We start from the raw sequence: 21,517 nt of genomic DNA, 5'->3' as shown, positions 1-21,517 counted from the left end.
AGTGCCCGCCGCCCCGGTCAGACCCGGGTGGTGTCGCGGCGGAACAGGCGGGTCGCGCCGAGACCGAAGAACGCGGTCCAGGCGGCCACGTTGCCGACCGCCGCCCAGTCCACCCCGGTGCCGGTCAGCGGCGCGCGAGCGAGCTGACCGACCCCGTACACCGGGGTGAACTTGGCGATCTGCTGCATCACGTCGGGCAGCAGATCGAGCGGAACGAACAGGCCGCCCAGCATGGCCAGGATGGCCAGCGCCGGGCCCATGAACTGCATGACGTTCTCGGCCGGGGCGAGGTAGCCGACGAAGAGGCCGAACGCGGCGAAGACCAGCGAGCCAAGCCAGGCGGTCAGGCCGGACTCCAGCCAGACGTGGGCCGGCAGCCGCACCCCGGAGGCGGCGCCGACGGCGAACTCGACGAGCACGCCGAGCAGGCCGAGCACCATCGCGGTGGCCACCTTCGTCGCCACGTACGCGGCGGGCCGCAGCGGGGTGAGCCGTAACTGCCGGCTCCAGCCCAGCGCGCGTTCGGTGGCGACGGCGGCGCCGGCGCTGGTGGTGGCGACCATGGCCGCGTACACGGCCAGGCTGATCATGATCCAGCCGGTGACCGGCAGGCCGTTGTCCAGCTTGTCGCCGCGCGAGGGCAGCCCGAACAGGAGGAAGAACACCGCCGGCATGACCAGGATGAACATCAGCGTGCGGCGGTTGCGCAGCACCCGGCGGATCTCGATGGCGAGTACGGCGGCGGAGAAGCCACCCAGGGCGGGCGGCCGGCGGTCGGCCAGGCGGGCCGCGATGCTGGAATCGGACGAGGTGGTGGCGGTCATGGCGAGGCTCCCGGCGGGTCAGGCGGCGGTCAGGGCGAGGAACGCGTCCTCGAGGTTGCGCGAGGTGATCTCCAGGTCCCGGGCGTCGGTCCGGGTCAGCAGGTGCCGGGCGACGACGTCGGAGTCCTCGCTGTGCACGAGGATCGCGTCGCCGCGTACCTCGACCGAGCGGACGCCCGGCAGCGCGGCGAGCGCGGCCTGGTCGGCGCCCCGCAGGGTGGCCCGCACCACCCGGCCGGCGGCCAGGTTCTTGATCTCGGCGGTGGTCCCGTCGGCGACCACCCGACCCTGCCGCACCAGCACGATCCGGTCCGCGTACGCGTCGGCCTCGTCCAGGTAGTGGGTGGCGAACAGGACGGTCCGGCCGGAGCGGGCGTCGGCCCGGATCGCCTGCCAGAAGTCGCGCCGGCCCTCGACGTCCATGCCGGTGGTCGGCTCGTCCAGCACCATCAGGTCCGGGTCGGGCAGCAGCGCGAGGGCGAAGCGCAGGCGCTGCTGCTGGCCGCCGGAGCACTTGCCCACCGCCCGGTCGGCGATCTCGGCGATGCCGGCGCGCTCCAGCACCTCGGCCACCGGTCGGGTGTGGCCGTAGAAGTGCGCGGTCATCCGTACCGTCTCGGCGACGGTGAGGTCCTTGAGCAGCCCGCCGGTCTGCATCACGGCGGCGACCCGGCCGTGCCGGACGGCGTCGCCGGGGGTGCCGCCGAAGAGCCGGACCGTGCCGGCGTCCGGCCGGGCCAGCCCGAGCAGCATGTCCACCGTGGTGGTCTTGCCGGCGCCGTTGGGGCCGAGGAAGGCGACCACCTCACCGGGGGTGATCCGCAGGCTGAGCCCGTCGACGGCGGTCACCGGGCCGTAGGTCTTGGTGAGTCCGGCCAGTTCGACGGCCGGTGCGGTGTCGGTCATGCCCATGATGCTCCGGCCCGCGCCGCCCCGCTCCCCGGAGCACCCGTCACCTCCCGCCCATTACATTTGTCAGGCGTAAGGAGGGGCCCCGGTTAACGCCTGCGGTAGAGAAGAGGCCCTTCTCAACGAGCCGCGCGTGGAGTGAGGGCCGCCGGGCCGGGTAAGCCGCAGCATGGGCGTACCGACCGGACGCGTCGACACGATCGTGCTCATCCACGGGCTGTGGATGACGTCGCGGAGCTGGGAGCACTGGGCCGAGCGCTACGCGGCGCGCGGGTTCCGGGTGCTCACCCCGGCCTGGCCCGGCATGGACCGCGAGGTCGAGGAGCTGCGGGCCGATCCGACGCCGATCGCCGGCCAGCGGATCGCCGACATCGTCGCGCACTACGCGGCGATCATCCGGGAGCTGCCCCGGCCGCCGATCGTCATGGGGCACTCGTTCGGCGGCCTGGTCGCCCAACTGCTGCGGGACCGCCGGTTCGGCGCCGCCGTCGTCGGCGTGCACCCGGCACCGGTCAAGGGCGTGCTGAAGCTGCCGCTGAGCACGCTGCGCTCCGGGTTCTCCATCCTGCACAACCCGGCCAACCGGCACCGCGCCGTCCCGTTCACCGCCGAGGACTTCCGGTACGCCTTCGGCAACACGCTCACCCGCGCGGAGTCCGACGCCGCCTGGGAGCGGTACGCCGTCCCCGGCGCCGGTCACGTGCTGTTCGAGGGCTCGTTCGCCAACCTGGACCCGAACTCGGCCACCGAGGTCGACAGGAAGCGCGACGACTGCGCCCCGCTGCTGATCACCGCCGGCGGCGAGGACCACGTGATCCCGCCGTCGCTCGCCACCAGCCTGGCCAACCTCTACCGCGGCTCGACGGCGGTCACCGGCTATCGGGAGTTCCCCGGCCGGTCGCACTTCGTCGGCGGCGAGCCGGGTTGGGAGGAGGAGGCCGACTTCGCGCTGGAGTGGGCGGTCGAGGCGGCGAACGAGTTCTCCCCGACGGTGGTCAGCGAGGCGCCCCGCCGCTGACCACGGCTCACTCCCAGGACTCGGCGATGTCGAGGATCTCCAGATCGGGTGGGGCCACCGCGGCCACCGTCGGGGCGTCCCGGGTCACCAGGTAACACCGGTAGAGGACGGCGGTGGCGACGGCGTGGGCCACGTCGAGGGGCACCTTGCCGCTCGCGGCGATCCGGGCCACTCGCCGGCTGGTCGGGCCGTCGTACACCGCGACCCGGATGTCCCGGTCGGCGTCGAGGAGGAGGTCGAGCAGGTCGGTGGCCGGCGTCCCGGCGAGTTGGAGCTGCGCCTGGCCCAGGCAGAGCGCCGGGATCCACACCTCCTGCTCCGGGTCCTCCTGGGCGAGGGTCAGCAACGCGCCGGGCTCGACGCTGTCTCCGGAGGCGTACGCGAGAAGCGCGGAGGTGTCCAGGACGAGCCCGTTCACGCCGCCGCCGAGCCCTCGTCGTCACCGAACTGGCGGAGCCACCGCATGTTCCGGTCGTGCTGCTCGTCGGTGATCGGCGGTTGCTCCGCCAGCCGGCGGCGCGCGCGTTCGACGTCCTCGTCGGTCACCACGTAGCCGTGCTCGGCCCAGCGTGCCCGCAGGCCGTCGGCCCGCATCTTCCGCCGCAGGACGTCCGCGATGAAGCCGGAGGTCGTGCCGTGCGAGCGCTCGACGTACTCGGCAACGTCGTCGGGCAGGCTGATGGTGATGCGCCTCGTCATACTCTCAGCATAGTCGGCGCATACTCCGTTACCGGGGCGACGTGCGGGGTATGACGGAGCGATGAGGGCGAGTTTCCGGCTCGGCCGGGTCGCGGGCGTACCCGTCGGCGTCAACTGGAGTGTCCTGGTCATCTTCGTGCTGATCGCCTGGACGCTGTCGGCCAGCCTGTTCCCCCGCTCGTACCCCGGTCATGCCACGCTCGCCTACGTCGCCGCCGGGCTGGCCGCCGCGGTGGTCTTCTTCGTCGGCCTGCTCGCCCACGAGGTGTCGCACGCGGTGGTGGCCAAGCGCAACGGCATCGAGGTCGAGGGGATCACGCTCTGGCTCTTCGGCGGCGTGGCCGAGTTGAAGGGCGAGGCGAAGGACCCCGGGGCCGAGCTGCGGATCGCCGGGGTGGGGCCGCTGGTCAGCCTGGTCATCGGCGTGGTGTTCGGCGCGATCGCGGTGGCCGTCGCGGTGGCCGGCGGGCACGGGCTGCTGCTCGGCGCGCTGTCCTGGCTGGCCGGGATCAACGTGCTGCTGGCCCTGTTCAACGTGCTGCCGGCCGCGCCGCTGGACGGTGGGCGGCTGCTGCGGGCCGCGGTGTGGAAGGCCACCGGCGACCGGACCCGGGCGTCGGTGGTCGCCGCCGGCGCCGGGCGGGTGCTGGGCATCGTGCTGATCGGCCTCGGGTTGTGGCGGTTCCTCAGCGGGGCCGGGTTCGGCGGGCTCTGGCTGGCGCTGATCGGCTGGTTCCTGATCGGCGCGGCCGGGCAGGAGGAACGCCAGGCCCGGATGGGCGACGCGCTGCGCGGGGTGCGGGTCGGCGACGTGATGACGCCGCAGCCGCAGACCGCGTCCGGGGACCTGACCGTGGCCGACTTCGTCGACCACTACCTCTTCGCGTACCGGCACTCGGCGCTTCCGCTGACCGAGGGCGACCGGCCGGTCGGCCTGGTCACGCTCGACCGGGTACGCGGCGTCGCGGCGGACCGCCGCCCGTCCACCACCCTGGCCGAGGTGTCCTGCCGGGCCGACGAGCTGGTGCTCGCCCGCCCGGACGAGCAGCTCACCGAGCTGCTCCCCCGGCTCAACGAGTGCACCGACGGCCGCGCGCTGGTGGTGGTCGACGGTCGGCTGGTCGGGATCGTCTCGCCCAGCGACATCAGCCGCGCGGTGCAGCGCGGCAGCCTGCGCGGCCCGCTGACCGGTCAGTCGCGCGGGAAGTAGCGGTCCAGCTCCGCGGTGCGGAACTTCCCGGCCGGGTCGAGGTCGCGCAGCAGCGCGGCGAAGTCGGCGTGCCGGGGGTACGCGGCGGCCGGGTCGCGCTCGAACAGCTTGCCCCAGTGCGGGCGGGGCGCGAACGGGGCGAGCCGCTGCTCCACCTCGGCCAGGACCGGCGCCACCGCCACCGGGTCGCCGATCCAGGTGAAGTGCACCGCCAGCGTGTCCCGGCGGTGGTTCGGGCTGAGCCACAGCTCGTCGGCGGCCACCGTACGCAGCTCGCAGATCTGGAGCACGGCGGCGATCCGCTCGGCGACCGGGTCGAGCGCGGCGAGCGCCGCCGCCGCGTCGGCGCGGGCCACGTGCCACTCCGACTGCAGCTCGTCGCCGCTGCTGGGGGTGAAGCCGAGCCGGAAGTGCGGCAGTCGCTCGTGCCACGGCCCGGGCTCGCCGAACTGGGCGGTGCAGTGCACCGGCGACATGCCGGGCACCGGGTGCTGCGGCGTCTCGGCGGCCGTCGTGTCCAGCCAGTCGGCGGGCGGCGGCGGCTGGTCCGCGTCCTGCTTGATCCACACCTGGTCGAACCGCTCGGACCGCCAGCCGGTGAAGACGCTGACGCTGTACGCGGCGCCCAACGCCTCGTCCAGCGCGGCGCGGGGCAGGCCGAGCCGGACGTACTGCCGCAGGTCGAACGTTCCGACCACGTCGAGCGTGAGCCGGGTGACCACACCCAGCGCGCCGAGGTTGACCACCAGGCCGGGGAACCGGCTGTCGTTCCGGTCGACGGTGAGCAGGTCCCCGTCGGCGGTGACGATCTCCAGGGCGGCCACCGCGGCGGCCAGGTTGCGGTTGGCGACGCCGGAGCCGTGGGTGGCGGTGGCGACCGAGCCGGCGACCGAGATGTGCGGCAGCGAGGCGAGGTTCGCCAGCGCGTACCCCCGGGCCTGGAGCGCGGTGGCCAGGTCGCCGTAGCGCAGGCCGGCGGCGACCGTGACGGTGCCCCGGTCGGGGTCGAGCGCGACGGTGGGCGGCAGCCCGTCGAGCGCGATCTGGGCGCCGGTGGTGTCGCCGAGCCGGTTGAACGAGTGACCGGTGCCGACGGCCCGGACCCGGTCCGCGCCGGCGACCAGGCGGCGCAGCTCGTCCAGGGAGGTCGGCCGGTGCCGGGTCCGGGCCGACCAGCGGACGTTGCCGGCCCAGTTGGTGTCGGTCATGCGCTGCATCATCCGCCATCGGGGGCGGGCAGGGTTGTTCCGGGGTGGAAGCGGGAATCCTGGCGGGATGAGCAGCTACCGCGACCCGAGCCTCCACGGCGACGTGTACCCGTCGGAGGAGGAGATCGACCCGACAGGTGTCGGGCCGGACCTGACCGCCCCCGTGCCGGCGCCGACGCCGGAGCCGGAGCCGGCACCGCACCCGGGGCCGGCGCCGCGCGACGGGCAGGCGCACTCGATCGTGACCCGCCACCTGGACGGCTCGGTCGAGGTGGTGACCGACCTGGACGGCGACGGCGTCGCCGATGTGGTGCAGGTCGACATCGACGGCGACGGGGTGCCGGACGTGACGTACCTGGACAGCGACCGCGACGGCCGGCTGGACACGGTGCGGCGGGCGTAGGCCCGCTCAGAGCCGCGGCATCACCTCGGCGGCGACCAACTCCAGGTGGTCCAGGTCGGCCAGGTCGAGCACCTGGAGGTAGACCCGGCCGGCGCCGGCCTCGGCGTACCGGCCGAGCGTCTCCACCACCTCGGCGGGCGTGCCGGCGGCGCCGTTCGCGCGCAGCTCGGCGGGTTCCCGGCCGATCGCCTCGGCGCGGCGGGCCACCTCGGCGTCGTCGCGCCCGCAGCAGAGCACCAGCGCGTTGGACCAGACCATCGTGGACGGGTCCCGGCCGATCTCGGCGCAGGCGTCCCGCACGCGCCGGAACTGCGCCGTGGTGTCGTCGAGCGAGGCGAACGGCAGGTTGAACTCGTCGGCGTACCGGGCGGCGAGGCGCGGGGTGCGCTTCGGGCCCATGCCGCCGAGCAGGATCGGCGGGCGGGGCCGCTGCACCGGCTTGGGCAGCGCCGGGGAGTCGCTGACCGGGTAGTAGGTGCCGGGGAAGTCGAAGGTGGTGCCGGCCGGCGTGGACCAGAGCCCGGTGATGATCGCGAGCTGCTCCTCCAGCCGGTCGAACCGCTCGCCCAGCGGCGGGAACGGGATGCCGTACGCGGCGTGCTCCTCGGCGTACCAGCCGGTGCCGATGCCCAGCTCGACCCGCCCGCCGCTCATCTGGTCGACCTGCGCGACGGTGATGGCGAGCGGCCCGGGGAGGCGGAACGTGGCGGCGCTCATCAGCGTGCCGAGCCGGATCCGGGTGGTGTCGCGGGCCAGGCCGGCGAGCGTGGTCCAGGCGTCGGTGGGACCGGGGTCGCCGCTCACCGACCCCATCTTCAGGTAGTGGTCGGAGCGGAAGAACGCGGCGAAGCCGGTTTCCTCCGCCCGGCGCGCCACGGCGAGCAACTGGTCGTAGCCGGCGCCCTGCTGAGGTTCGGTGAAGATCCGCAGTTCCATCCCCCGAGCATAGGTATCAAGCATATGCCTTGACTGGCATATAACCGTGATGGCATATTGGCGGCGTGACCGTGGACGCCTTCGCCGTGCTGGCCGAGCCGGCCCGACGCGACATCCTCGACCGGCTGCGCCGCGCCGACAGCAGCGTCGGCGAGCTGGTGGACGCGCTGGGCATGAGCCAACCCGCCGTCTCCAAGCACCTGCGGGTGCTCCGCGAGGCCGGTCTGGTCACCTGCCGCACGGCGGCCCAGCGGCGGATCTACCGGGTGGACACCCGGCCGCTGCGGGCGGTGGACGACTGGCTCGGGCCCTACCGGCTGATGTGGACCGAGCACCTCGACGCCCTGGAGCGCCATCTCGACCGTCAGGAGTGACGATGCAGCGTGACGACTTCCGCCCCGGCCCGCTCGCCGACGTCGACCGGGTCCCGGTCGGCGACCGGTGGGACCTGATCCTCGTCCGGGAGCTGCGGCACCCGCCCGAGCGGGTGTGGGCCGCGCTGACCGACCCCGGGCAACTCGCCGAGTGGGCGCCCTTCCTCGCCGACCGCGACCTGGGCCGCACCGGCGACGCCACGCTCCGCACCGTCGACGGCGACCGGGCCGACCCGGCGCCGGCCACGGTCCGGCGCGCCGACCGCCCGCGCCTGCTGGAGTACACCTGGGGCGACGGCCTGCTCCGCTGGGAGCTGGCACCCACCGGCGCCGGCACCACGCTGACCTTGCGGCACCGGATCGACCGCGCCGACCTGGCGCCGATGGTGGCCGCCGGCTGGCACCTCTGCCTGGATGTCGCCGGCCACCTGCTCGACGGTGACCCGGTCGGCCCGATCCGCGGCGCGGAGGCGAAGGACTTCGGCTGGGCGGAGCTGCGCGACGCGTACGCCGAGCGCCTGGACCGCCCGTGAGGATCAGGCGGCGTCCGGCAGCGTGATCGCGGTGGCCGCCCGGCGGATCGGCTCGGCCACCCGGCCGACCATCCGCTCCCGGCCGGGCAGGTGCGGCAGCAGGCGCAGCATCGCCGTCTGGAACCGGATCTGCCCGGTCGAGCCGAGCACCATGCCCTTCAGGTTGCGCTGCGCCAGCGCCTGGTTCGCGTCGACGAACGGTCGCATCCGGCGCTCGTACGCGGCGAACCCGTCCGCCGGCCGACCGGCCGCCTCGGCCAGCGCGGCGGCCAGCACGTACGCGCCGACCAGGCCCAGGCTGGTGCCCTGCCCGGAGGCCGGGGAGGCGGCGTACGCGGCGTCGCCGACCAGACCCACCCGGCCGCTCGACCAGCTCGGCATCACCACCTGGCTCATCGCGTCGAGGTAGAGGTCCGGCGCGTCCGCCGCCGCGGCGAGCAGTTCGGGCACCCGCCAGCCGGCCCCGGCGAAGGCCCCGGTCAGCACGTCCCGCCGGCCGGCGAGGTCACCGGCGTCGGTGTCGCCGGCCGGCGAGCGGAAGAGGAAGAGCGCGCGGGCGTCGGGCGCGCCCGCGGTCCGGTAGACGCCCACGGTCCGCCCGGGCTCCGGGTGCAGCAGCTCGACCCGGTCCTCGGCGAGCCCGGCCGGCACGGTGCAGACGGCGATGTGGTGCCCGAGCGGGCGCAGGTGCACCGACCCGGGACCGAACGCGAGCCGTCGTACCGTCGAGTGCAGACCGTCGGCGCCGACGACCAGGTCGTAGCGACGGCGGTCGCCGCGCGCGAACGTCACGTCCACCCCGCCGGCGTCCGCGTCGAGCGCGGTGATCGAGTCGCCGAAGCGGTGCTCCACGTCGTCGGCCCGCAGGAGCCGGGTCAGGTCGCCGCGCATGACCTCGACGTCGCCGGTGGACCGGCCGCCGAACAACGCGGCGTCCATGGTGGCGAGCTGCCGGCCGCGATCGTCGAGGAAACGGGCCAGCCGCATGCCGGTGTCGTGGGCACGCACCCGCCCGGCCAGGCCCATCCGCTCCAGCACGGTCAGGGCCGCGCCCCGCACGTCGACCTTGTAGCCACCGTCGCGCGGGCTCGGGGCCCGCTCCACGACGGTCGGGCGGAAGCCGTGGTGCCGCAGCCACCAGGCGAGCGCGGAGCCGGCGACACCGGCGCCGGAGATCAGGACATCGGTCATGGCGATGACGGTACGGGCGTGTGAGACGTTTGTGCAAGACAAATGTTCAAGAGGGTGGGTACGCTGCCGGCATGGGAAATCGGGAGGACCTGCTCGCCGGCGCGAAGCGCTGCCTGATGGAGAAGGGCTACGCCGCCACCACCGCCCGCGACGTCGCCGCCTCGGCCGGCACCAGCCTGGCCGCCATCGGCTACCACTTCCGCACCACCCGGGCGCTGCTCGACGAGGCGCTCGTCGAGGCGATGGCGGAGTGGGGCGAGGAGTTGGAGCGCGCACTGGCACACGACGCCGGCCCGGACGTCACGCCCGAGCGGCGGTTCGAGCTGGCCTGGGAACGGATCATCGAGTCGTACGCACGGCTGCGTCCGCTCTGGGCGGTCCAGTTCGAGCTGATCGCCCGGATGGACCGGCATCCCGAGCTGCGCGAGGCGTTCGCCGCCGCGAACCGGCAGGCGCGGCTCGGCCTGGCCGAGGTGTTCCACCGGCTCGACCCCGCCGCGGACGAGGCCACCGCGCTCACGCTCGGCACGTTCCACCAGGCGCTGCTCGGCGGCGTGGCCGCGCAGTGGCTGGTCGACCCGGCCGCCGCGCCCTCGGCCGGGGAGCTGATCCGCGCGCTGCGGATCGTCGCCCGGGAGCTGGGCCCCGGCCGTCCGGGGTGACCGCTCAGCCGGTCGGCCGGCCCGTCGGAATGCGGCCGATCAGGTCGAACGTCGACCGCGCGGCGTCGACGGCGTCCGCCGTCTCCCCGGCCGACCACTCCCGACCGGCCACCGCGAGGCGGAAGGCCCGCCAGTCCCGTCCCGGCGCGCCCCCGACCCGGCGGAAGAAGCCCGTCGCCTCCCCCGCGCGCAGGCCCAGCCGACGCTCCACCTCGGGCGCGATCACCCGGCCGCCGAGGGCGCTGCCGAGCAGGACGTACCGGCCGCCGGCGGCCCGCGCCACGGAGGCGAGGTCCAGACCCGAGGACGAGACCGGCCGGGCGGGGTCGCCCCCGAGCGTGGCGAGGTCGGCCCGCAGCAGCGCGGCGGCCTCGCCGAGCCGGGGGTCGAGCGGCAGCCCGGACCAGTCCGCGGCGGCGAGGTCCCGCTCCAGCGGCGCCCAGGCGTCCAGCAACGCGGTCAGCACGGCGACGAGGTCGGCCCGGGTGCGGATCCGGTCGGGCAGGCCCAGCCGCCGCTCCACGGCGGCGTGCTGGTCGCGGGTGCCGTCGCGCAACGCGGCCAACATCGGCGACACCGCCGCCGGGCTCCGGGGCTGATCGGGCATCCGGCGAGTATGCCTCGACGCGCCCAGCGGCGCACATTCCCCGAAGTCGTTACGACGGGAATCGACGTCCCACCCGGCGCGTCCCATTTCGGAATAGGACGGCGACGCCGACCGGAAACGCGCGACGCGGCCGGGCGGATATGACGAACGCATGACAGTTCGCGATCAGCGCCTTCATATTCGCCACCGAGAAGTCGAGCCGCAGGCAAACGGCTCCTACCAGCGAAAATGCCGGTCGCGCGCGTACCGGACCGGCCCGGACGACCGAATTCGGCTCCGTTTTTTTGTGTGCAGGTCCACAGCCCCCGTAGTCCCGGCTGGATTGTCGGCGATGACGTCGGTAGGTTTCTCGGCCGGCCCCTGCGGCCCGATCGACGTGACCGATGTTGACATGACGGACGAGACCGAAGGCGACCTCACGGGCGTCGGAGAGGGGATCGTGTCCGCGCTCGCAGTGCAGTCGCTCTACAAAATATTCGGGAACCGAGCTGACGAAGCGGTAAGACGCCTGGCGGACGGCGCGCCACGCGCCGAGGCGCTGGCCGGACTCCCGGCCACCGCCGCCGTCATCGACGCGACCTTCGAGGTACGCCCCGGCGAGATCTTCGTCGTGATGGGCCTCTCCGGCTCCGGCAAGTCGACCCTGATCCGGACGCTGAACGGCCTGCTCCGCCCCACCTCGGGCAGCGTGCGGGTGGACGGGGTCGAGCTGACCTCGCTCAAGCCCGCCGCGCTGCGCAAGCTGCGCCGGGACAAGATCAGCATGGTCTTCCAGCACTTCGCGCTCATGCCGCACCGCACGGTGGCGGAGAACGCCGGGTACGCGCTGGAGGTGGCCGGCCGGCCCAAGGCGGAGCGACGCGAGCGCGCCATGGAGGCACTGCGCATGGTCGGCCTGACCGAGTGGGCGGACCACCTCCCGCACGACCTGTCCGGTGGCATGCGGCAACGCGTCGGCCTGGCCCGCGCGCTGGCCGCCGGCACCGACATCCTGCTCATGGACGAGGCGTTCTCCGCGCTCGACCCGCTCATCCGGCGGGAGATCCAGGACCAGCTCCTGGAACTGCAGGCCGAGCTGGGCAAGACGATCATCTTCATCACCCACGACCTCAACGAGGCGATGCGCCTCGGTGACCGGATCGCGGTGATGCGGGACGGCCGGATCGTCCAGATCGGCACCGCCGAGGAGATCCTCACCGACCCGGCCAACGGCTACGTGGCGCAGTTCGTGGCCGATGTGGACCGCACCCGCATCCTCACCGCCGCCTCCGTGATGGAGAAGCCGCACCAGGTGCTCGACGTGAGCGCCGGGCCGCGGGTCGCCGCGAAGGCGCTGCGGGAGACCCAGACCTCGGTGGTCTACGTGACCGGCCCGGGCAAGCGGTTCCTCGGCACGGTGACCGAGGACGAGGTGCTGCGCGCGCTGCGCGAGAACCGGACCACCCTCGACGGGTACGTCTCGACCGAGGTCCGCACCGTCACCGAGGACACCTCGGTGGCCGACCTGTTCGCCGACTGCGCGGAAAGCCGGCACCCGGTCGCCGTGCTGGACGACCGGGGCCGGCTGGCCGGGGTGATCCCCCGGATCACGCTGCTCAGCGCGCTGGCCAGCGCCACCCCCGACGAACCGGCCGAGCCGGCGTCGGCGGAGCCCGCCGATGTCGCACTGGTCGCCGGAAAGGAGACGCCGGCATGAGCCTGCGCGAGTTCCCGCTCGACGCCGCGCTGCCCCGGGTGCCGCTGGGCGCGTGGGTCGAGTCCGCGGTGGACTGGGCCACCCGTACCCTCGGGCCGGTCTTCGACGCGATCACGACCGGGGTCGAGGCGCTGGTCGGCCCGCTCGAACAACTGCTCAACGGCGTGCCCGCGGTGGCCGTCGTGGCGGTGCTGGCCGGGCTCGGCTGGTGGCTGCGCGGCTGGAGGTTCGCCCTCGGCGCGGCCGTCGGTCTCCTGCTGGTGGCCGGCATGCCCTACTGGGAGGAGACCATGAGCACGCTCGCGCAGGTGCTCGTGGCCAGTCTGCTCGCCCTGCTGCTGGCGATCCCGCTGGGCGTCTTCGTGGCCGAGAACAAGCGGGCGTCCGCGCTGGCCCGGCCGGTGCTGGACTTCATGCAGACGATGCCCGCGTTCGTCTACCTGATCCCGGCGCTCTTCTTCTTCGGCATCGGCACCGTGCCGGGCGTGCTGGCCACGGTGGTGTTCAGCATGCCGCCCGGCGTCCGCCTGACCGAGCTGGGCCTGCGCCAGGTCGACAAGGAGATCGTGCAGGCCGCCGAGTCCTTCGGCGCGCCGCCGTGGATGGTGCTGCTGCGCACCAAGGTGCCGCTGGCGCTGCCGACCATCATGACCGGCGTCAACCAGGTGATCATGCTGTCCCTGTCCATGGTGGTCATCGCCGGCATGGTCGGCGCCGGCGGCCTCGGCGACGTGATCATCTTCGCGCTCTCCCAGGTCGAGGTGGGCAGCGGGTTCGAGGGCGGGATCGCCGTCGTGGTCCTCGCCGTCGTGCTCGACCGGCTCACCGATTCGCTGGGCGACCGGTTTCCCTCCGCGCGGGCGCAACGCCTCGCGCGTGAGGCCGCCTGACCGTCGCCCGCCCGGCCGGCACCCCTGCTTCCGTGTACGCGGAACCGCCGGCAACCCCGTAAGGAAGGAAATTCTGTGATCACGACGATGAAGCGCGTCCTCGCGCTGGCGGTGACCGCCGCCCTGGCCCTCGGCGGCGCGACCGCCTGCGGCGAGAAGTCCGACGGCGCGTCCGGCGGCGACAAGAAGATCACCATCGGCTACATGGCCTGGGACGAGGCGATCGCCGCCTCCCACCTGTGGCAGAACATCCTCGAGGACAAGGGCTACCGGGTCCAGTTGAAGAACCTGGAGGCCGGGCTGGTCTACGGCGGTCTCGCCAACGGCGACATCGACCTGTTCCTGGACGGCTGGCTCCCGCTGACCCACGCCTCCTACCTCGAGAAGTACGGCGACAAGCTGGAGAAGCTGGGCGTCTGGCACGACGACGCCAGCCTGAGCATCGCGGTGCCGAAGTACGTCGAGGGCATCGACTCGCTGGAGGACCTGGCCGCCAAGGCCGGCACGTTCGGCGGCGAGATGGTCGGCATCGAGCCGGGCGCCGGCCTCACCAAGGCCACCCAGGAGCAGGTGCTGCCGAAGTACGGGCTGGACGGCGCGATGAAGCTCAAGACGTCGTCCACCCCGGCCATGCTGGCCGCGCTCGACGGCGCCGTCGCCAACAAGAAGCCGATCGTGGTCACGCTCTGGCACCCGCACTGGGCCTACGCCAAGTACGAGCTGAAGGACCTGGCCGACCCGAAGGGCACCCTGGGGCAGGCCGAGCAGATCAACACGTTCGGCCGCAAGGGCTTCGGCAAGGACTTCCCCGAGGTCGCCGAGATGCTGAAGAAGTTCAAGATGGACGGTGACCAGCTCGCCTCGCTGGAGGAGCTGATGTTCACCACGCACAAGGGCGACGAGAAGAAGGCCGTCGAGGAATGGCTGAAGGCCAACCCCGACTACCTGAAGACGCTCGCCTGAGCGAACGGAGTGACGACGAGGGGCCCTGCCGGTTCGGCGGGGCCCCTCGGCCGTGCTATCGGTCGAGGTGTTCGGCGGGTGCGTTCTGCAACAGCCAGGCCAGCGGCATCCGCGCGTGTTCGGCGTACCGACCGTCGCCGGTCAGCTCGTGGAGCGTGACGGTCTGCGGACCGTCCCGTTCGACCACCCAGTAGCGCGGGATGCCGGCCGAGGAGTATTCCCGGACCTTGGTCACCGAGTCCATCGCCTCCGAGCCGGGTGAGACGATCTCGACCACGAGAACCAGGTCGGTCACCGCCGACCAGACGCCCCGCGCCGGCGGCTTCCGCCAGACGGTGAGGTCGGGGATCCGGCCGCCGTCGCCGTTGGGGCCGGGAACGCGTACGCCGACCGCCTGGAGCACCTGCTCGGCGGGCCAGCCGGCCATGATCAACCAGGCGAAGAGGCGGCTCGCGATGATTGCGTGGTCCGAATCGGGCGGCGGCATGACCGACAGGACCCCCTCGGGGCTGGTCTCGTAGCGGTGACCGTTCGGGTCGGTGGCGTTCATCGTCGCCACGTCGTCGAGCGTCACGACGGCAGGCATGTGCATGCCGACGGCCTCAGCGCTCATGCCGCCATCCTAGGCGAGGGACCTGCTCCTGCCCGCCCAGGTGAGCATCCATGTTCGCCTCCGCCGGCAGGCCAGGTGGATCGTCGACCAGGTCCGGGGCCTGGGCATCGACAGTCTCGCGCTCGTCGTCTCCGCGTACCACCTGGTCCGGGTCTATCTCACCGTGCTTCGGGCCTGCGACGACGGCGGCCTCCGGGTCCCGATGGTGCCGCTCCCGGTCGCGGTCGCCCCGGACGCCCCGGTCCCGGAGACCGGGGCGTCCGGCTACGACCTGGTGGCCGGCGAGGTCGGGCGGCTGCTCCGCTATCCCGACGAGGGCTGGATCGCCACGCCGGAACGGCTGCGCAGCTACCTGCGATGGCTCTGGACCGAACACCTCGCCCTACTCACCGGCACCGGGCCGGTCAGTGCCAGTCGCTGATTTGCACGTCGCGCGGTGACGGCGCGCCCTCGCCGGTCTCCGCCAGCGCCTTGAGGCTCAGCAGGTAGGACCCCCACTTGGTGCTGCAGTGGTGCATGAACTCGACCGGCTCGCGCCAGCCCCGGTGGGCGAAGAGCACGATGGTCCAGTCGCCGTCCTGGCGCAGGTTCCACTCCACCGTGGTGTCGATCCACTCCGGCGGGCCGTCGACCACCCGCCACACCACGCGTTCGGAGGGCCGCAGCTCGACGACCTCCATGTCGAACCCGCCGGGCGGGAAGCGGAACGCGAGGACACCGCCGACATCGGCGCTGCCCTTCGTGTCGTCGGTCCACCAACCGGCCAGCCCGTCGACGGTCGTCAGCGCGTCGTACACCGTCGTGGGTTCCGGGGTCCGCACCCCGATCCGGTGCAGGATGTCCACCATCTCGATCTCCTCTTCTGTCGTCGTCATTCCGGTCGGGCGCGCTGGATCTCCTCGGCGATCCGCTTGATCCGGCGCAGTCGGGCGTCCCAGGCCGAGCCGACGGACGCGAGTTGGGCCGCCGCGCGGGCGAGCTGGGCGTCGTCGACGCGGTAGCGCCGCTCCCGGCCGGCCGGGTCGCCCCGAACCAGGCCGACCCGGTCGAGCACGCCGAGGTGCTTGGCGACCGCCTGGCGACTGACCGGCATCTGCCGGCTCAGCGAGGTGGCCGTGCCGCCGTCGGCGGCGAGCAGCAAATCGAGCATCCGGCGGCGGGTCGGGTCGCCGATCGCGGACCAGAGGTCGTCGTCGACCGGTTCGACCCGGGTGGCGCTCACGGCCGTACGGCCAGCGTGGCGGCGTGGGGCGCGAGCCGCGGCAGGAAGTGGTCCCAGCCGCTGACGTGGTCCCGGTACTGCTGCTCCAGGACAGCGACCTCCCAGCCCATCTCGCGGAAGCCGGTCTCGGTCATCCGCAGCGTCGTGCCCGCGCCGGACGGGGTCAGCTCGAACGTGACCAGCAGCGAGTTGCCCTCGGCCGCGGCCTCGCCAGACGGGTGCGTCCACCGGAACGAGAACGTGCGGGGCGGTCGCGCGTCGACGACCGTGAACGGGACCACCGTGTCACCGAAGGCGATCTCCCCCACCGACCCCGGGGTGGGCTCGTAGCGGGCTTCGTCCGGCCACCACTTCCGGAGGTGCTCGGGGCTGCTCACCACCTCGAAGACGATCTCGGGCGACGCCTCGACGTAGATCTCGCGCTCGATGGTTCCGTACTCCACGACAACCTCCTGCAACCGTTGGTTGCGCATCACGCTAGTCGCAGCCGACCCGAAGCGCAACCATTTGTTGCGTGTGCGTGGTGGTGTCAGCGCGGTGTGCGCCCGCTGCCAGCGGCGCCCACCATCGTCGGTGCCATGAGTTACGCATTCGAGGCGGAGGGCCTGGTCAAGCGGTTCGGTACGACGACCGCGCTGGCCGGGATCGACCTCGCCGCACGACGGGGGACCGTGCTGGGGGTGCTGGGGCCGAACGGCGCCGGCAAGACCACCGCGGTGCGGATCCTCGCCACCCTGCTGCGCCCGGACTCCGGGCGCGCCACCGTCGGTGGCCACGACGTGGTCCGCGAGGCCGGCCAGGTGCGCCGGCTGATCGGGCTGACCGGGCAGTACGCCTCGGTCGACGAGGACCTGACCGGCACCCAGAACCTGGTGCTGATCGGCCGGCTGCTCGACCTGAGCCGGCGCGACGCGCGGGCCCGGGCGGCGGAGCTGCTCGCCTGGTTCGACCTGACCGAGGCGGCCGGCCGCCCGGCCAAGACGTACTCCGGTGGCATGCGCCGCCGGCTCGACCTGGCCGCGAGCCTGGTCGGCCGGCCGGACGTGATCTACCTGGACGAGCCGACGACCGGCCTGGACCCGGCGAAACGTGAGGAGATGTGGGGGGTGGTCCGCTCGCTGGTCGACGACGGCTCGACCGTGCTGCTCACCACGCAGTACCTGGACGAGGCGGACGCGCTGGCCGACGAGATCTCGGTGATCGACCACGGCCGGGTGATCGCCCACGGCACGCCGGGCGAGCTGAAGCGGATCGCCGGCAGCCAGACCATCGTGGTCCGGCCGACCGAGCCCGAGCGGCTCGGCGACGTCGCCGACATCCTGCGCGCCGGCACCGGCGCCGAACCCGAGCTGCCCCGACCCGGGCTGCTCACCGTGCCGGTGGAGAACGACGCGACGTTCACCGCGGTGGTCCGCCGGCTCGACGAGGCAGGCATCGGGGTGGTCGAGCTGGCGTTGCGGCTGCCCAGCCTGGACGAGGTGTTCTTCACGTTGACCGGCCACGGCGCCGAGGAGCCCACGGAGGTGGCGGCATGACCACGACCATTCGCGCGGCGGCGACGCCGCCCCGGACCCGCGCGCCCCGGGTGGGCGCCCGCCCGTTCGGGCTGGCCCGGCACAGCCTCGCGCTCGCCGGCCGCAGCCTGGTCAAGACGATGCGCACCCCGGAGCAACTGCTGGACGTGACACTCCAGCCGATCATCTTCGTGCTCATCTTCGTCTACCTGCTGGGCGGCGCGATCTCCGGCTCGCAGCACGCCTACCTGGAGTTCCTGCTCCCGGCGATCATGGTGCAGACCGTGCTCTTCGCGTCCATCGCGACCGGCGTCAGTCTGAACACCGACGTGGAGAAGGGCGTCTTCGACCGGTTCCGCAGCCTGCCGATCGCCCGATCCGCGCCGCTGGTCGGCTCCGTGGTCGGCGACCTGGTCCGGTTCGTGGTCTCCATCGTGGTGCTGTTCGCGTTCGGCTACGCCATCGGCTTCCGGATCGGCACCGACCCGCTGTCCACGCTGGCGGCCTGCCTGCTGACCATCGCGTTCGCGTTCGCGGTGAGCTGGATCGGCGTGCTGCTCGGGGTGCTGATGCGCAGCCCGGGCGCCGTGCAGGGCACCGCCTTCCTGCTGCTGTTCCCGCTGACCTTCGGCACCAACATGATGGTGCCGACCGACACGCTGCCCGGCTGGTTGCAGTGGTGGGTCGGGGTGAACCCGGTGGCCGACGTGATGGAGGCGGCCCGGGGACTGATCATCGGCGGACCGGTCGCCGGGCCGGTCACCCGGTCGCTGCTCTGGACCGTGGCGATCATCGCGGTCTTCGCGCCGCTCGCCGTCCGGGCCTACCGGCGCCGGGCCTGACCGGCCTCACCGAGCCGGGTCGACGCCCACGGATGCGAGGGCGTCGGCCCGGCTCAGGCCGTGCCCCCGGGCGTACGCGGCGGCGTAGCCCTCGTCGCCCAGCACGGCGCGCAGCCGCTCGGCGAGCCGCTGCGCGTCCGGGTCCGAGCGGTCCGGCCAGCCGCGCAGCAAGTCGGACGTGCCGAGCAGCTCGGCGGCCCGCTCGTACCGGCCCTCCGCCTCGGCGACCGCGACCCAGCCGACCGCGATGATCGCGACCACCGGCATGTCCCGGGCGGCGAGGCCCCGGACGACGGCCTCGGACATGCAGGCCCGCGCCCCCGCCACGTCACCGCGGGCCAGCGCCAGGTGCCCCGACTCGGTCAGCAGCAGCCCGCGGAACTGCGGCGCGAGCATCGGCGCGTCCTCCTGGCGACGCTTCGCCTCGGTGAGGCACTCCTGCGCCTCGTCGAGCGAACCCTCCTGCCGCGCGATGGCACCGAGCATCATCAGCCCGAACGCGGCGTCCCGGCCGTCCCGGTCGGCCGTCCGGGCGGCGACGAACCGGCGCAGCTCCGCCTTGGCTCCGGCGACGTCGCCGGAGCGGGCCTGGATGCCGGCCAGCCAGATCAGTTGGAAACCCGGCTCGGCGGTCGGGTCGAGCTCGCGGGCCAGCCGCGCCGACTCCTCCAACGCGGCCGTCGCCGCCGCGAAGTCGCCACGTTTGGTCAGCGCGTCGGCGTGCTGGCTCAGGACCATCGACAGGCTCCACCGCTCGCCGACCGCGCGGAGTTCCTCGATGGCCCGGGTCGAGTCGCGCAGCATGCCCTCGGCGTCGCCGTCGTTCTCCTTGATCTGGCCGCGCATCGCCAGCAACGTCCCGTCGGTCCACGGGTCGGGGTGGCCACGGGCGCGGTCGACGGCGGCGAGCCCGGCGGCCGTGTCGTCGGTGAACATCGCCAGCACCGGTTCGAGCAGCGCCACGATCGGGTGCTTCGTCCCCTCCGCCGCGCGCACCGCGTCGGTCAGCTCCGCGATCCGCTCCTCCGTCGGCTCGCGGGCGCCGTGGAACATCTCCCGGATCGCGCGGATGGCGAGCACCACGGCCCGCTCCGCCGCCGGCGCCGGACCGGGCAGCTCCAGCGCGCGGGCCAGCACGTCGCCGCCGATCCCGCCGTCGTCGCCCCAGATGGTCAGCGGCAGCGCCAGGCCCGCGCCGATCCGCAGCGCGGTGTCCGCGTCCCCGGCGTCGCAGGCGAAGTGCAGCGCGCCGACGATGTTCTCCCGCTCCGCCGCCAGCAGCCGCAGCCAGGGCAGTTGACCGGCGGTACGCAGGTGCGGCTCCGCGGTCGCCACCAGCTCCCGGAAGTACGCGGCGTGCGCGGCCCGCGCCTCGGCGGCGGAACCGGCGGCGACCAGCCGCTCCAACCCGTACTCCCGGATGGTCTCCAGCATCCGGAAGCGCCCGTCGCCGACCACCTGGAGCAGCGACTTGTCGACAAGCGCGTCGAGCAGCGCGGCGGCGGCCGGCCCGCCGACGCCGGCCGCCGACTCGGCGGTGACCGAGGCGGGGAACACGGCCAGGCGCTCGGCCAGCCGGCGCTCGTCGTCGGTGAGCAGCCCCCAGCTCCAGTCCACCACCGCCCGCAGCGTCCGGTGCCGGGGCAGCGCGGTGCGGCTGCCGCCGGTCAGCAGCCGGAACCGGTCGTCCAGAGCGGCCGCGACCTGCCTCGGCGACAGCGTCCGCAGCCGCGCCGCGGCCAGCTCGATGGCCAGCGGCAGGCCGTCCAGCCGACGACAGATCTCCACCACGTCGGCGACGTTGTCACCGGTCACCGCGAACCCGGCCCGCACGGCCACCGCCCGGTCGCGCAGCAACTGCACCGACGGGTACGCGAGCGCGTCGGCCGGCGTCGCGTCCGCCGGCGGCAGGCGCAACGGCGGTACGGGCTCCAGCGCCTCGCCGACGATGCCCAGCGGCTCACGGGACGTGGCCAGCACGATCAGCCCCGGGCAGCGGCCGAGCAGCTCCTCGGCGAGCCGGGCGGCGGCCTCCACCACGTGCTCGCAGTTGTCCAGCACGATCAGCGTCCGGTCCCCGGCGATCGCGTCGACCAGCCGCCCGAGCGTGTCCCGCGCCGTCGGCCGGGTCGGCTCCAACGCCCGGTCCCGCCGGCCGAGCGTGTCGAGCACCGCCCGCGGCACGTCCGCCGGGTCGGTGATCGGGGCCAGCTCGACCAGCCACGCCCCACCGGGTACGCCACCGGCGAGCCGCCCCGCCGCGACGCTCGCCAGTCGGGTCTTCCCGGCCCCGCCCGGCCCGATCAACGTGACCAGCCGGTTGCCGGCGAGCAGCCCGGTGAGCCGGCGCAGGTCGTCGTCGCGCCCGACGAACGTGGTGAGCGCGGCGCGCAGGTTCCCGCGCGGCGCGGCGGCCACCGGGGGCGGCGCCGCGTCGCCCCGCAGCAGCGCCAGGTGCGCCGCGCGCAGCTCGGTCGAGGGGTCCACGCCCAGCTCGTCCGCGAGCCGCGCCCGCACCCGCTCGTACCCGGCCAGCGCCTCGGCCGGTCGCCCGGCGGCGGCGAGCGTGCGCAGGTGCAGCGCGGCCAGCCGTTCCCGCAACGGGTGCGCGGCGGTCAGCTCGTCCAGCTCGGCGACCAGCAGCTCCGCGCGGCCGGTCCGCAGCTCCGCCTCGATCCGGTCCTCCTGCGCGGTCAGCCGCAGCTCCGTCAGGCGGGCCACCGCCGCGCCCGCGTAGGGCGCGTCGCCGACCTCGGCCAGCGCCGGGCCGCGCCACAGCGCCAGCGCGTCCCGCAGCGTTCCGAGCGCCCGCTCCGCGTCCCCGGCGCGCAGCGCCTCCCGGCCGTCCCGGGCCAGCCGCGCGAACCGTTCGGCGTCCACGTCGTCCGGGTCCAGGTCGAGCCGGTAACCGGCCGGGCCGCTGCGGACGCCCAGCCCGGGCACCGCCCGGCGCAGCCGGGACACCAGTGTCTGCACGGCGTTCGCGGTGTCGGCGGGCGGCGCGTCCGCCCAGAGCGCCTCGGCCAGCGCCGGGACGCTGACCGGCCGGCCCGGGTCGAGGGCGAGACGGATCAGCAGCGCCCGCAGCCGCGCCCCGGCGACGTCGACGAGCTGCGCGCCGTCGCTGACCTCCAGCGGCCCGAGGATCCCCACCCGCACGCTGTCACTCTCTCATCCGCGCGACCGACGCCACCGCCGTGGTC

The 21,517-nt window shown here is 73.9% G+C and carries 25 protein-coding genes; 12 read left to right on the top strand and 13 right to left on the bottom strand.

All coding sequences use genetic code 11. The features are described from left to right. Positions 1–17: 17 nt before the first annotated feature. Together H1D33_RS01580 and H1D33_RS01575 are read right to left on the bottom strand one after the other, a co-directional pair. The gene (locus tag H1D33_RS01580; protein WP_181569759.1) at positions 18–824 is read right to left on the bottom strand and encodes an ABC transporter permease; all 807 of its coding nucleotides are present in this window, start codon (positions 822–824) and stop codon (positions 18–20) included. Positions 825–842: 18 nt separating this feature from the next. Then, positions 843–1,730: an ABC transporter ATP-binding protein gene (locus H1D33_RS01575; protein WP_181569760.1), complete on the bottom strand. Its 888-nt coding sequence runs from the start codon at positions 1,728–1,730 to the stop codon at positions 843–845. 172 nt (positions 1,731–1,902) lie between these two features. Here H1D33_RS01575 and H1D33_RS01570 point away from each other — a divergent pair, with 172 nt between their 5' ends. Then, complete coding sequence (locus H1D33_RS01570; protein WP_181569761.1) at positions 1,903–2,751, top strand: alpha/beta hydrolase; 849 nt, start codon at positions 1,903–1,905, stop codon at positions 2,749–2,751. Positions 2,752–2,758: 7 nt separating this feature from the next. Here the strand turns inward: H1D33_RS01570 and H1D33_RS01565 are convergent, their stop codons facing one another. After that, positions 2,759–3,169 (bottom strand): PIN domain-containing protein, encoded by a 411-nt coding sequence (locus tag H1D33_RS01565; RefSeq protein WP_181569762.1) that lies wholly within the window; start codon positions 3,167–3,169, stop codon positions 2,759–2,761. Then, entirely contained in the window at positions 3,166–3,450 is a 285-nt protein-coding gene (locus tag H1D33_RS01560; RefSeq protein ID WP_181569763.1) for a hypothetical protein, read from the bottom strand. The genes H1D33_RS01565 and H1D33_RS01560 overlap by 4 nt, the downstream gene beginning before the upstream one ends. A 61-nt stretch (positions 3,451–3,511) precedes the next feature. Between H1D33_RS01560 and H1D33_RS01555 the strand changes: the two genes are divergently transcribed. Further along, positions 3,512–4,660, top strand: coding sequence for a site-2 protease family protein (locus H1D33_RS01555; protein WP_181569764.1), 1,149 nt, complete (start codon positions 3,512–3,514; stop codon positions 4,658–4,660). Here the strand turns inward: H1D33_RS01555 and H1D33_RS01550 are convergent. After that, a complete protein-coding gene (locus H1D33_RS01550) occupies positions 4,642–5,868 on the bottom strand; it encodes an FAD-binding protein (protein WP_281370397.1) in 1,227 nt (408 codons plus the stop codon). The genes H1D33_RS01555 and H1D33_RS01550 overlap by 19 nt on opposite strands. 67 nt (positions 5,869–5,935) lie before the next feature. Between H1D33_RS01550 and H1D33_RS01545 the strand changes: the two genes are divergently transcribed. Beyond that, the gene (locus tag H1D33_RS01545) at positions 5,936–6,271 is read left to right on the top strand and encodes a hypothetical protein (protein ID WP_181569766.1); all 336 of its coding nucleotides are present in this window, start codon (positions 5,936–5,938) and stop codon (positions 6,269–6,271) included. A gap of 6 nt (positions 6,272–6,277) precedes the next feature. Here the strand turns inward: H1D33_RS01545 and H1D33_RS01540 are convergent, their stop codons facing one another. Beyond that, positions 6,278–7,207: an LLM class F420-dependent oxidoreductase gene (locus H1D33_RS01540; RefSeq protein WP_181569767.1), complete on the bottom strand. Its 930-nt coding sequence runs from the start codon at positions 7,205–7,207 to the stop codon at positions 6,278–6,280. A 65-nt stretch (positions 7,208–7,272) separates the two neighbouring features. Here H1D33_RS01540 and H1D33_RS01535 point away from each other — a divergent pair, with 65 nt between their 5' ends. Then, entirely contained in the window at positions 7,273–7,581 is a 309-nt protein-coding gene (locus H1D33_RS01535; RefSeq protein ID WP_181569768.1) for an ArsR/SmtB family transcription factor, read from the top strand. Between the two features lie 2 nt (positions 7,582–7,583). Next, on the top strand, positions 7,584–8,114 hold the full coding sequence (locus H1D33_RS01530; protein ID WP_181569769.1) for an SRPBCC family protein: 531 nt from the start codon (positions 7,584–7,586) through the stop codon (positions 8,112–8,114). Between the two features lie 3 nt (positions 8,115–8,117). Here H1D33_RS01530 and H1D33_RS01525 read toward each other — a convergent pair whose 3' ends face one another. Next, the gene (locus H1D33_RS01525) at positions 8,118–9,305 is read right to left on the bottom strand and encodes an FAD-dependent monooxygenase (RefSeq protein WP_181569770.1); all 1,188 of its coding nucleotides are present in this window, start codon (positions 9,303–9,305) and stop codon (positions 8,118–8,120) included. Positions 9,306–9,376: 71 nt separating this feature from the next. Between H1D33_RS01525 and H1D33_RS01520 the strand changes: the two genes are divergently transcribed. Next, entirely contained in the window at positions 9,377–9,967 is a 591-nt protein-coding gene (locus H1D33_RS01520) for a TetR/AcrR family transcriptional regulator (protein WP_181569771.1), read from the top strand. A gap of 4 nt (positions 9,968–9,971) precedes the next feature. Here H1D33_RS01520 and H1D33_RS01515 read toward each other — a convergent pair whose 3' ends face one another. Further along, positions 9,972–10,574 carry a biliverdin-producing heme oxygenase gene (locus tag H1D33_RS01515; RefSeq protein ID WP_181569772.1) on the bottom strand — a complete coding sequence of 201 codons (603 nt, stop codon included), beginning with the start codon at positions 10,572–10,574 and terminating at the stop codon, positions 9,972–9,974. 439 nt (positions 10,575–11,013) lie between these two features. On the opposite strand from H1D33_RS01515, the gene H1D33_RS01510 reads away from it, so the two are divergent. The 3 genes from H1D33_RS01510 to H1D33_RS01500 all read left to right on the top strand — a co-directional run bounded on the left by H1D33_RS01510 (position 11,014) and on the right by H1D33_RS01500 (position 14,123). Next, positions 11,014–12,270: a quaternary amine ABC transporter ATP-binding protein gene (locus H1D33_RS01510; RefSeq protein ID WP_246411755.1), complete on the top strand. Its 1,257-nt coding sequence runs from the start codon at positions 11,014–11,016 to the stop codon at positions 12,268–12,270. Next, a complete protein-coding gene (locus H1D33_RS01505; RefSeq protein ID WP_181569774.1) occupies positions 12,267–13,160 on the top strand; it encodes an ABC transporter permease in 894 nt (297 codons plus the stop codon). Before H1D33_RS01510 ends, H1D33_RS01505 begins: the two co-directional genes overlap by 4 nt. A gap of 87 nt (positions 13,161–13,247) precedes the next feature. Next, positions 13,248–14,123 (top strand): glycine betaine ABC transporter substrate-binding protein, encoded by an 876-nt coding sequence (locus tag H1D33_RS01500; RefSeq protein ID WP_181569775.1) that lies wholly within the window; start codon positions 13,248–13,250, stop codon positions 14,121–14,123. Between the two features lie 55 nt (positions 14,124–14,178). Here H1D33_RS01500 and H1D33_RS01495 read toward each other — a convergent pair whose 3' ends face one another. Continuing rightward, positions 14,179–14,736 (bottom strand): Uma2 family endonuclease, encoded by a 558-nt coding sequence (locus tag H1D33_RS01495; protein ID WP_181569776.1) that lies wholly within the window; start codon positions 14,734–14,736, stop codon positions 14,179–14,181. A gap of 40 nt (positions 14,737–14,776) precedes the next feature. Between H1D33_RS01495 and H1D33_RS01490 the strand changes: the two genes are divergently transcribed. Then, positions 14,777–15,157 carry a hypothetical protein gene (locus tag H1D33_RS01490; protein WP_181572966.1) on the top strand — a complete coding sequence of 127 codons (381 nt, stop codon included), beginning with the start codon at positions 14,777–14,779 and terminating at the stop codon, positions 15,155–15,157. On the opposite strand, the gene H1D33_RS01485 is transcribed toward H1D33_RS01490, so the two are convergent. Genes H1D33_RS01485 through H1D33_RS01475 form a run of 3 tightly spaced genes read right to left on the bottom strand, consistent with a single transcriptional unit; the run spans position 15,141 to position 16,401 of the window. After that, positions 15,141–15,584, bottom strand: coding sequence for an SRPBCC family protein (locus H1D33_RS01485; RefSeq protein WP_181569777.1), 444 nt, complete (start codon positions 15,582–15,584; stop codon positions 15,141–15,143). The two genes, H1D33_RS01490 and H1D33_RS01485, sit on opposite strands and share 17 nt — an antisense overlap. 23 nt (positions 15,585–15,607) lie before the next feature. Beyond that, on the bottom strand, positions 15,608–15,958 hold the full coding sequence (locus H1D33_RS01480) for an ArsR/SmtB family transcription factor (RefSeq protein WP_181569778.1): 351 nt from the start codon (positions 15,956–15,958) through the stop codon (positions 15,608–15,610). After that, on the bottom strand, positions 15,955–16,401 hold the full coding sequence (locus H1D33_RS01475; protein WP_181569779.1) for an SRPBCC family protein: 447 nt from the start codon (positions 16,399–16,401) through the stop codon (positions 15,955–15,957). Before H1D33_RS01475 ends, H1D33_RS01480 begins: the two co-directional genes overlap by 4 nt. Before the next feature lie 135 nt (positions 16,402–16,536). Here H1D33_RS01475 and H1D33_RS01470 point away from each other — a divergent pair, with 135 nt between their 5' ends. Beyond that, positions 16,537–17,493 (top strand): ATP-binding cassette domain-containing protein, encoded by a 957-nt coding sequence (locus H1D33_RS01470; RefSeq protein WP_181569780.1) that lies wholly within the window; start codon positions 16,537–16,539, stop codon positions 17,491–17,493. Continuing rightward, the gene (locus H1D33_RS01465) at positions 17,490–18,314 is read left to right on the top strand and encodes an ABC transporter permease (RefSeq protein ID WP_181569781.1); all 825 of its coding nucleotides are present in this window, start codon (positions 17,490–17,492) and stop codon (positions 18,312–18,314) included. The genes H1D33_RS01470 and H1D33_RS01465 overlap by 4 nt, the downstream gene beginning before the upstream one ends. 6 nt (positions 18,315–18,320) lie before the next feature. Here H1D33_RS01465 and H1D33_RS01460 read toward each other — a convergent pair whose 3' ends face one another. Beyond that, positions 18,321–21,473, bottom strand: a complete 3,153-nt coding sequence (locus H1D33_RS01460) for an AfsR/SARP family transcriptional regulator (RefSeq protein ID WP_181569782.1) — start codon at positions 21,471–21,473, stop codon at positions 18,321–18,323. Positions 21,474–21,517: the final 44 nt, after the last annotated feature.

Source organism: Micromonospora ferruginea, assembly GCF_013694245.2.
Classification (GTDB): Bacteria; Actinomycetota; Actinomycetes; order Mycobacteriales; family Micromonosporaceae; genus Micromonospora; species Micromonospora robiginosa.
This window is presented reverse-complemented; position numbering and strand designations above follow the sequence as displayed.

Coding starts and splice junctions, on each gene's coding strand:
- H1D33_RS01580 (WP_181569759.1), bottom strand. CDS start 824: ATGACCGCCACCACCTCGTCCGATTCCAGCATCGCGGCCCGCCTGGCC.
- H1D33_RS01575 (WP_181569760.1), bottom strand. CDS start 1,730: ATGACCGACACCGCACCGGCCGTCGAACTGGCCGGACTCACCAAGACC.
- H1D33_RS01570 (WP_181569761.1), top strand. CDS start 1,903: ATGGGCGTACCGACCGGACGCGTCGACACGATCGTGCTCATCCACGGG.
- H1D33_RS01560 (WP_181569763.1), bottom strand. CDS start 3,450: ATGACGAGGCGCATCACCATCAGCCTGCCCGACGACGTTGCCGAGTAC.
- H1D33_RS01555 (WP_181569764.1), top strand. CDS start 3,512: ATGAGGGCGAGTTTCCGGCTCGGCCGGGTCGCGGGCGTACCCGTCGGC.
- H1D33_RS01550 (WP_281370397.1), bottom strand. CDS start 5,868: ATGACCGACACCAACTGGGCCGGCAACGTCCGCTGGTCGGCCCGGACC.
- H1D33_RS01545 (WP_181569766.1), top strand. CDS start 5,936: ATGAGCAGCTACCGCGACCCGAGCCTCCACGGCGACGTGTACCCGTCG.
- H1D33_RS01540 (WP_181569767.1), bottom strand. CDS start 7,207: ATGGAACTGCGGATCTTCACCGAACCTCAGCAGGGCGCCGGCTACGAC.
- H1D33_RS01530 (WP_181569769.1), top strand. CDS start 7,584: ATGCAGCGTGACGACTTCCGCCCCGGCCCGCTCGCCGACGTCGACCGG.
- H1D33_RS01525 (WP_181569770.1), bottom strand. CDS start 9,305: ATGACCGATGTCCTGATCTCCGGCGCCGGTGTCGCCGGCTCCGCGCTC.
- H1D33_RS01520 (WP_181569771.1), top strand. CDS start 9,377: ATGGGAAATCGGGAGGACCTGCTCGCCGGCGCGAAGCGCTGCCTGATG.
- H1D33_RS01515 (WP_181569772.1), bottom strand. CDS start 10,574: ATGCCCGATCAGCCCCGGAGCCCGGCGGCGGTGTCGCCGATGTTGGCC.
- H1D33_RS01505 (WP_181569774.1), top strand. CDS start 12,267: ATGAGCCTGCGCGAGTTCCCGCTCGACGCCGCGCTGCCCCGGGTGCCG.
- H1D33_RS01500 (WP_181569775.1), top strand. CDS start 13,248: ATGAAGCGCGTCCTCGCGCTGGCGGTGACCGCCGCCCTGGCCCTCGGC.
- H1D33_RS01495 (WP_181569776.1), bottom strand. CDS start 14,736: ATGAGCGCTGAGGCCGTCGGCATGCACATGCCTGCCGTCGTGACGCTC.
- H1D33_RS01485 (WP_181569777.1), bottom strand. CDS start 15,584: ATGGTGGACATCCTGCACCGGATCGGGGTGCGGACCCCGGAACCCACG.
- H1D33_RS01470 (WP_181569780.1), top strand. CDS start 16,537: ATGAGTTACGCATTCGAGGCGGAGGGCCTGGTCAAGCGGTTCGGTACG.
- H1D33_RS01465 (WP_181569781.1), top strand. CDS start 17,490: ATGACCACGACCATTCGCGCGGCGGCGACGCCGCCCCGGACCCGCGCG.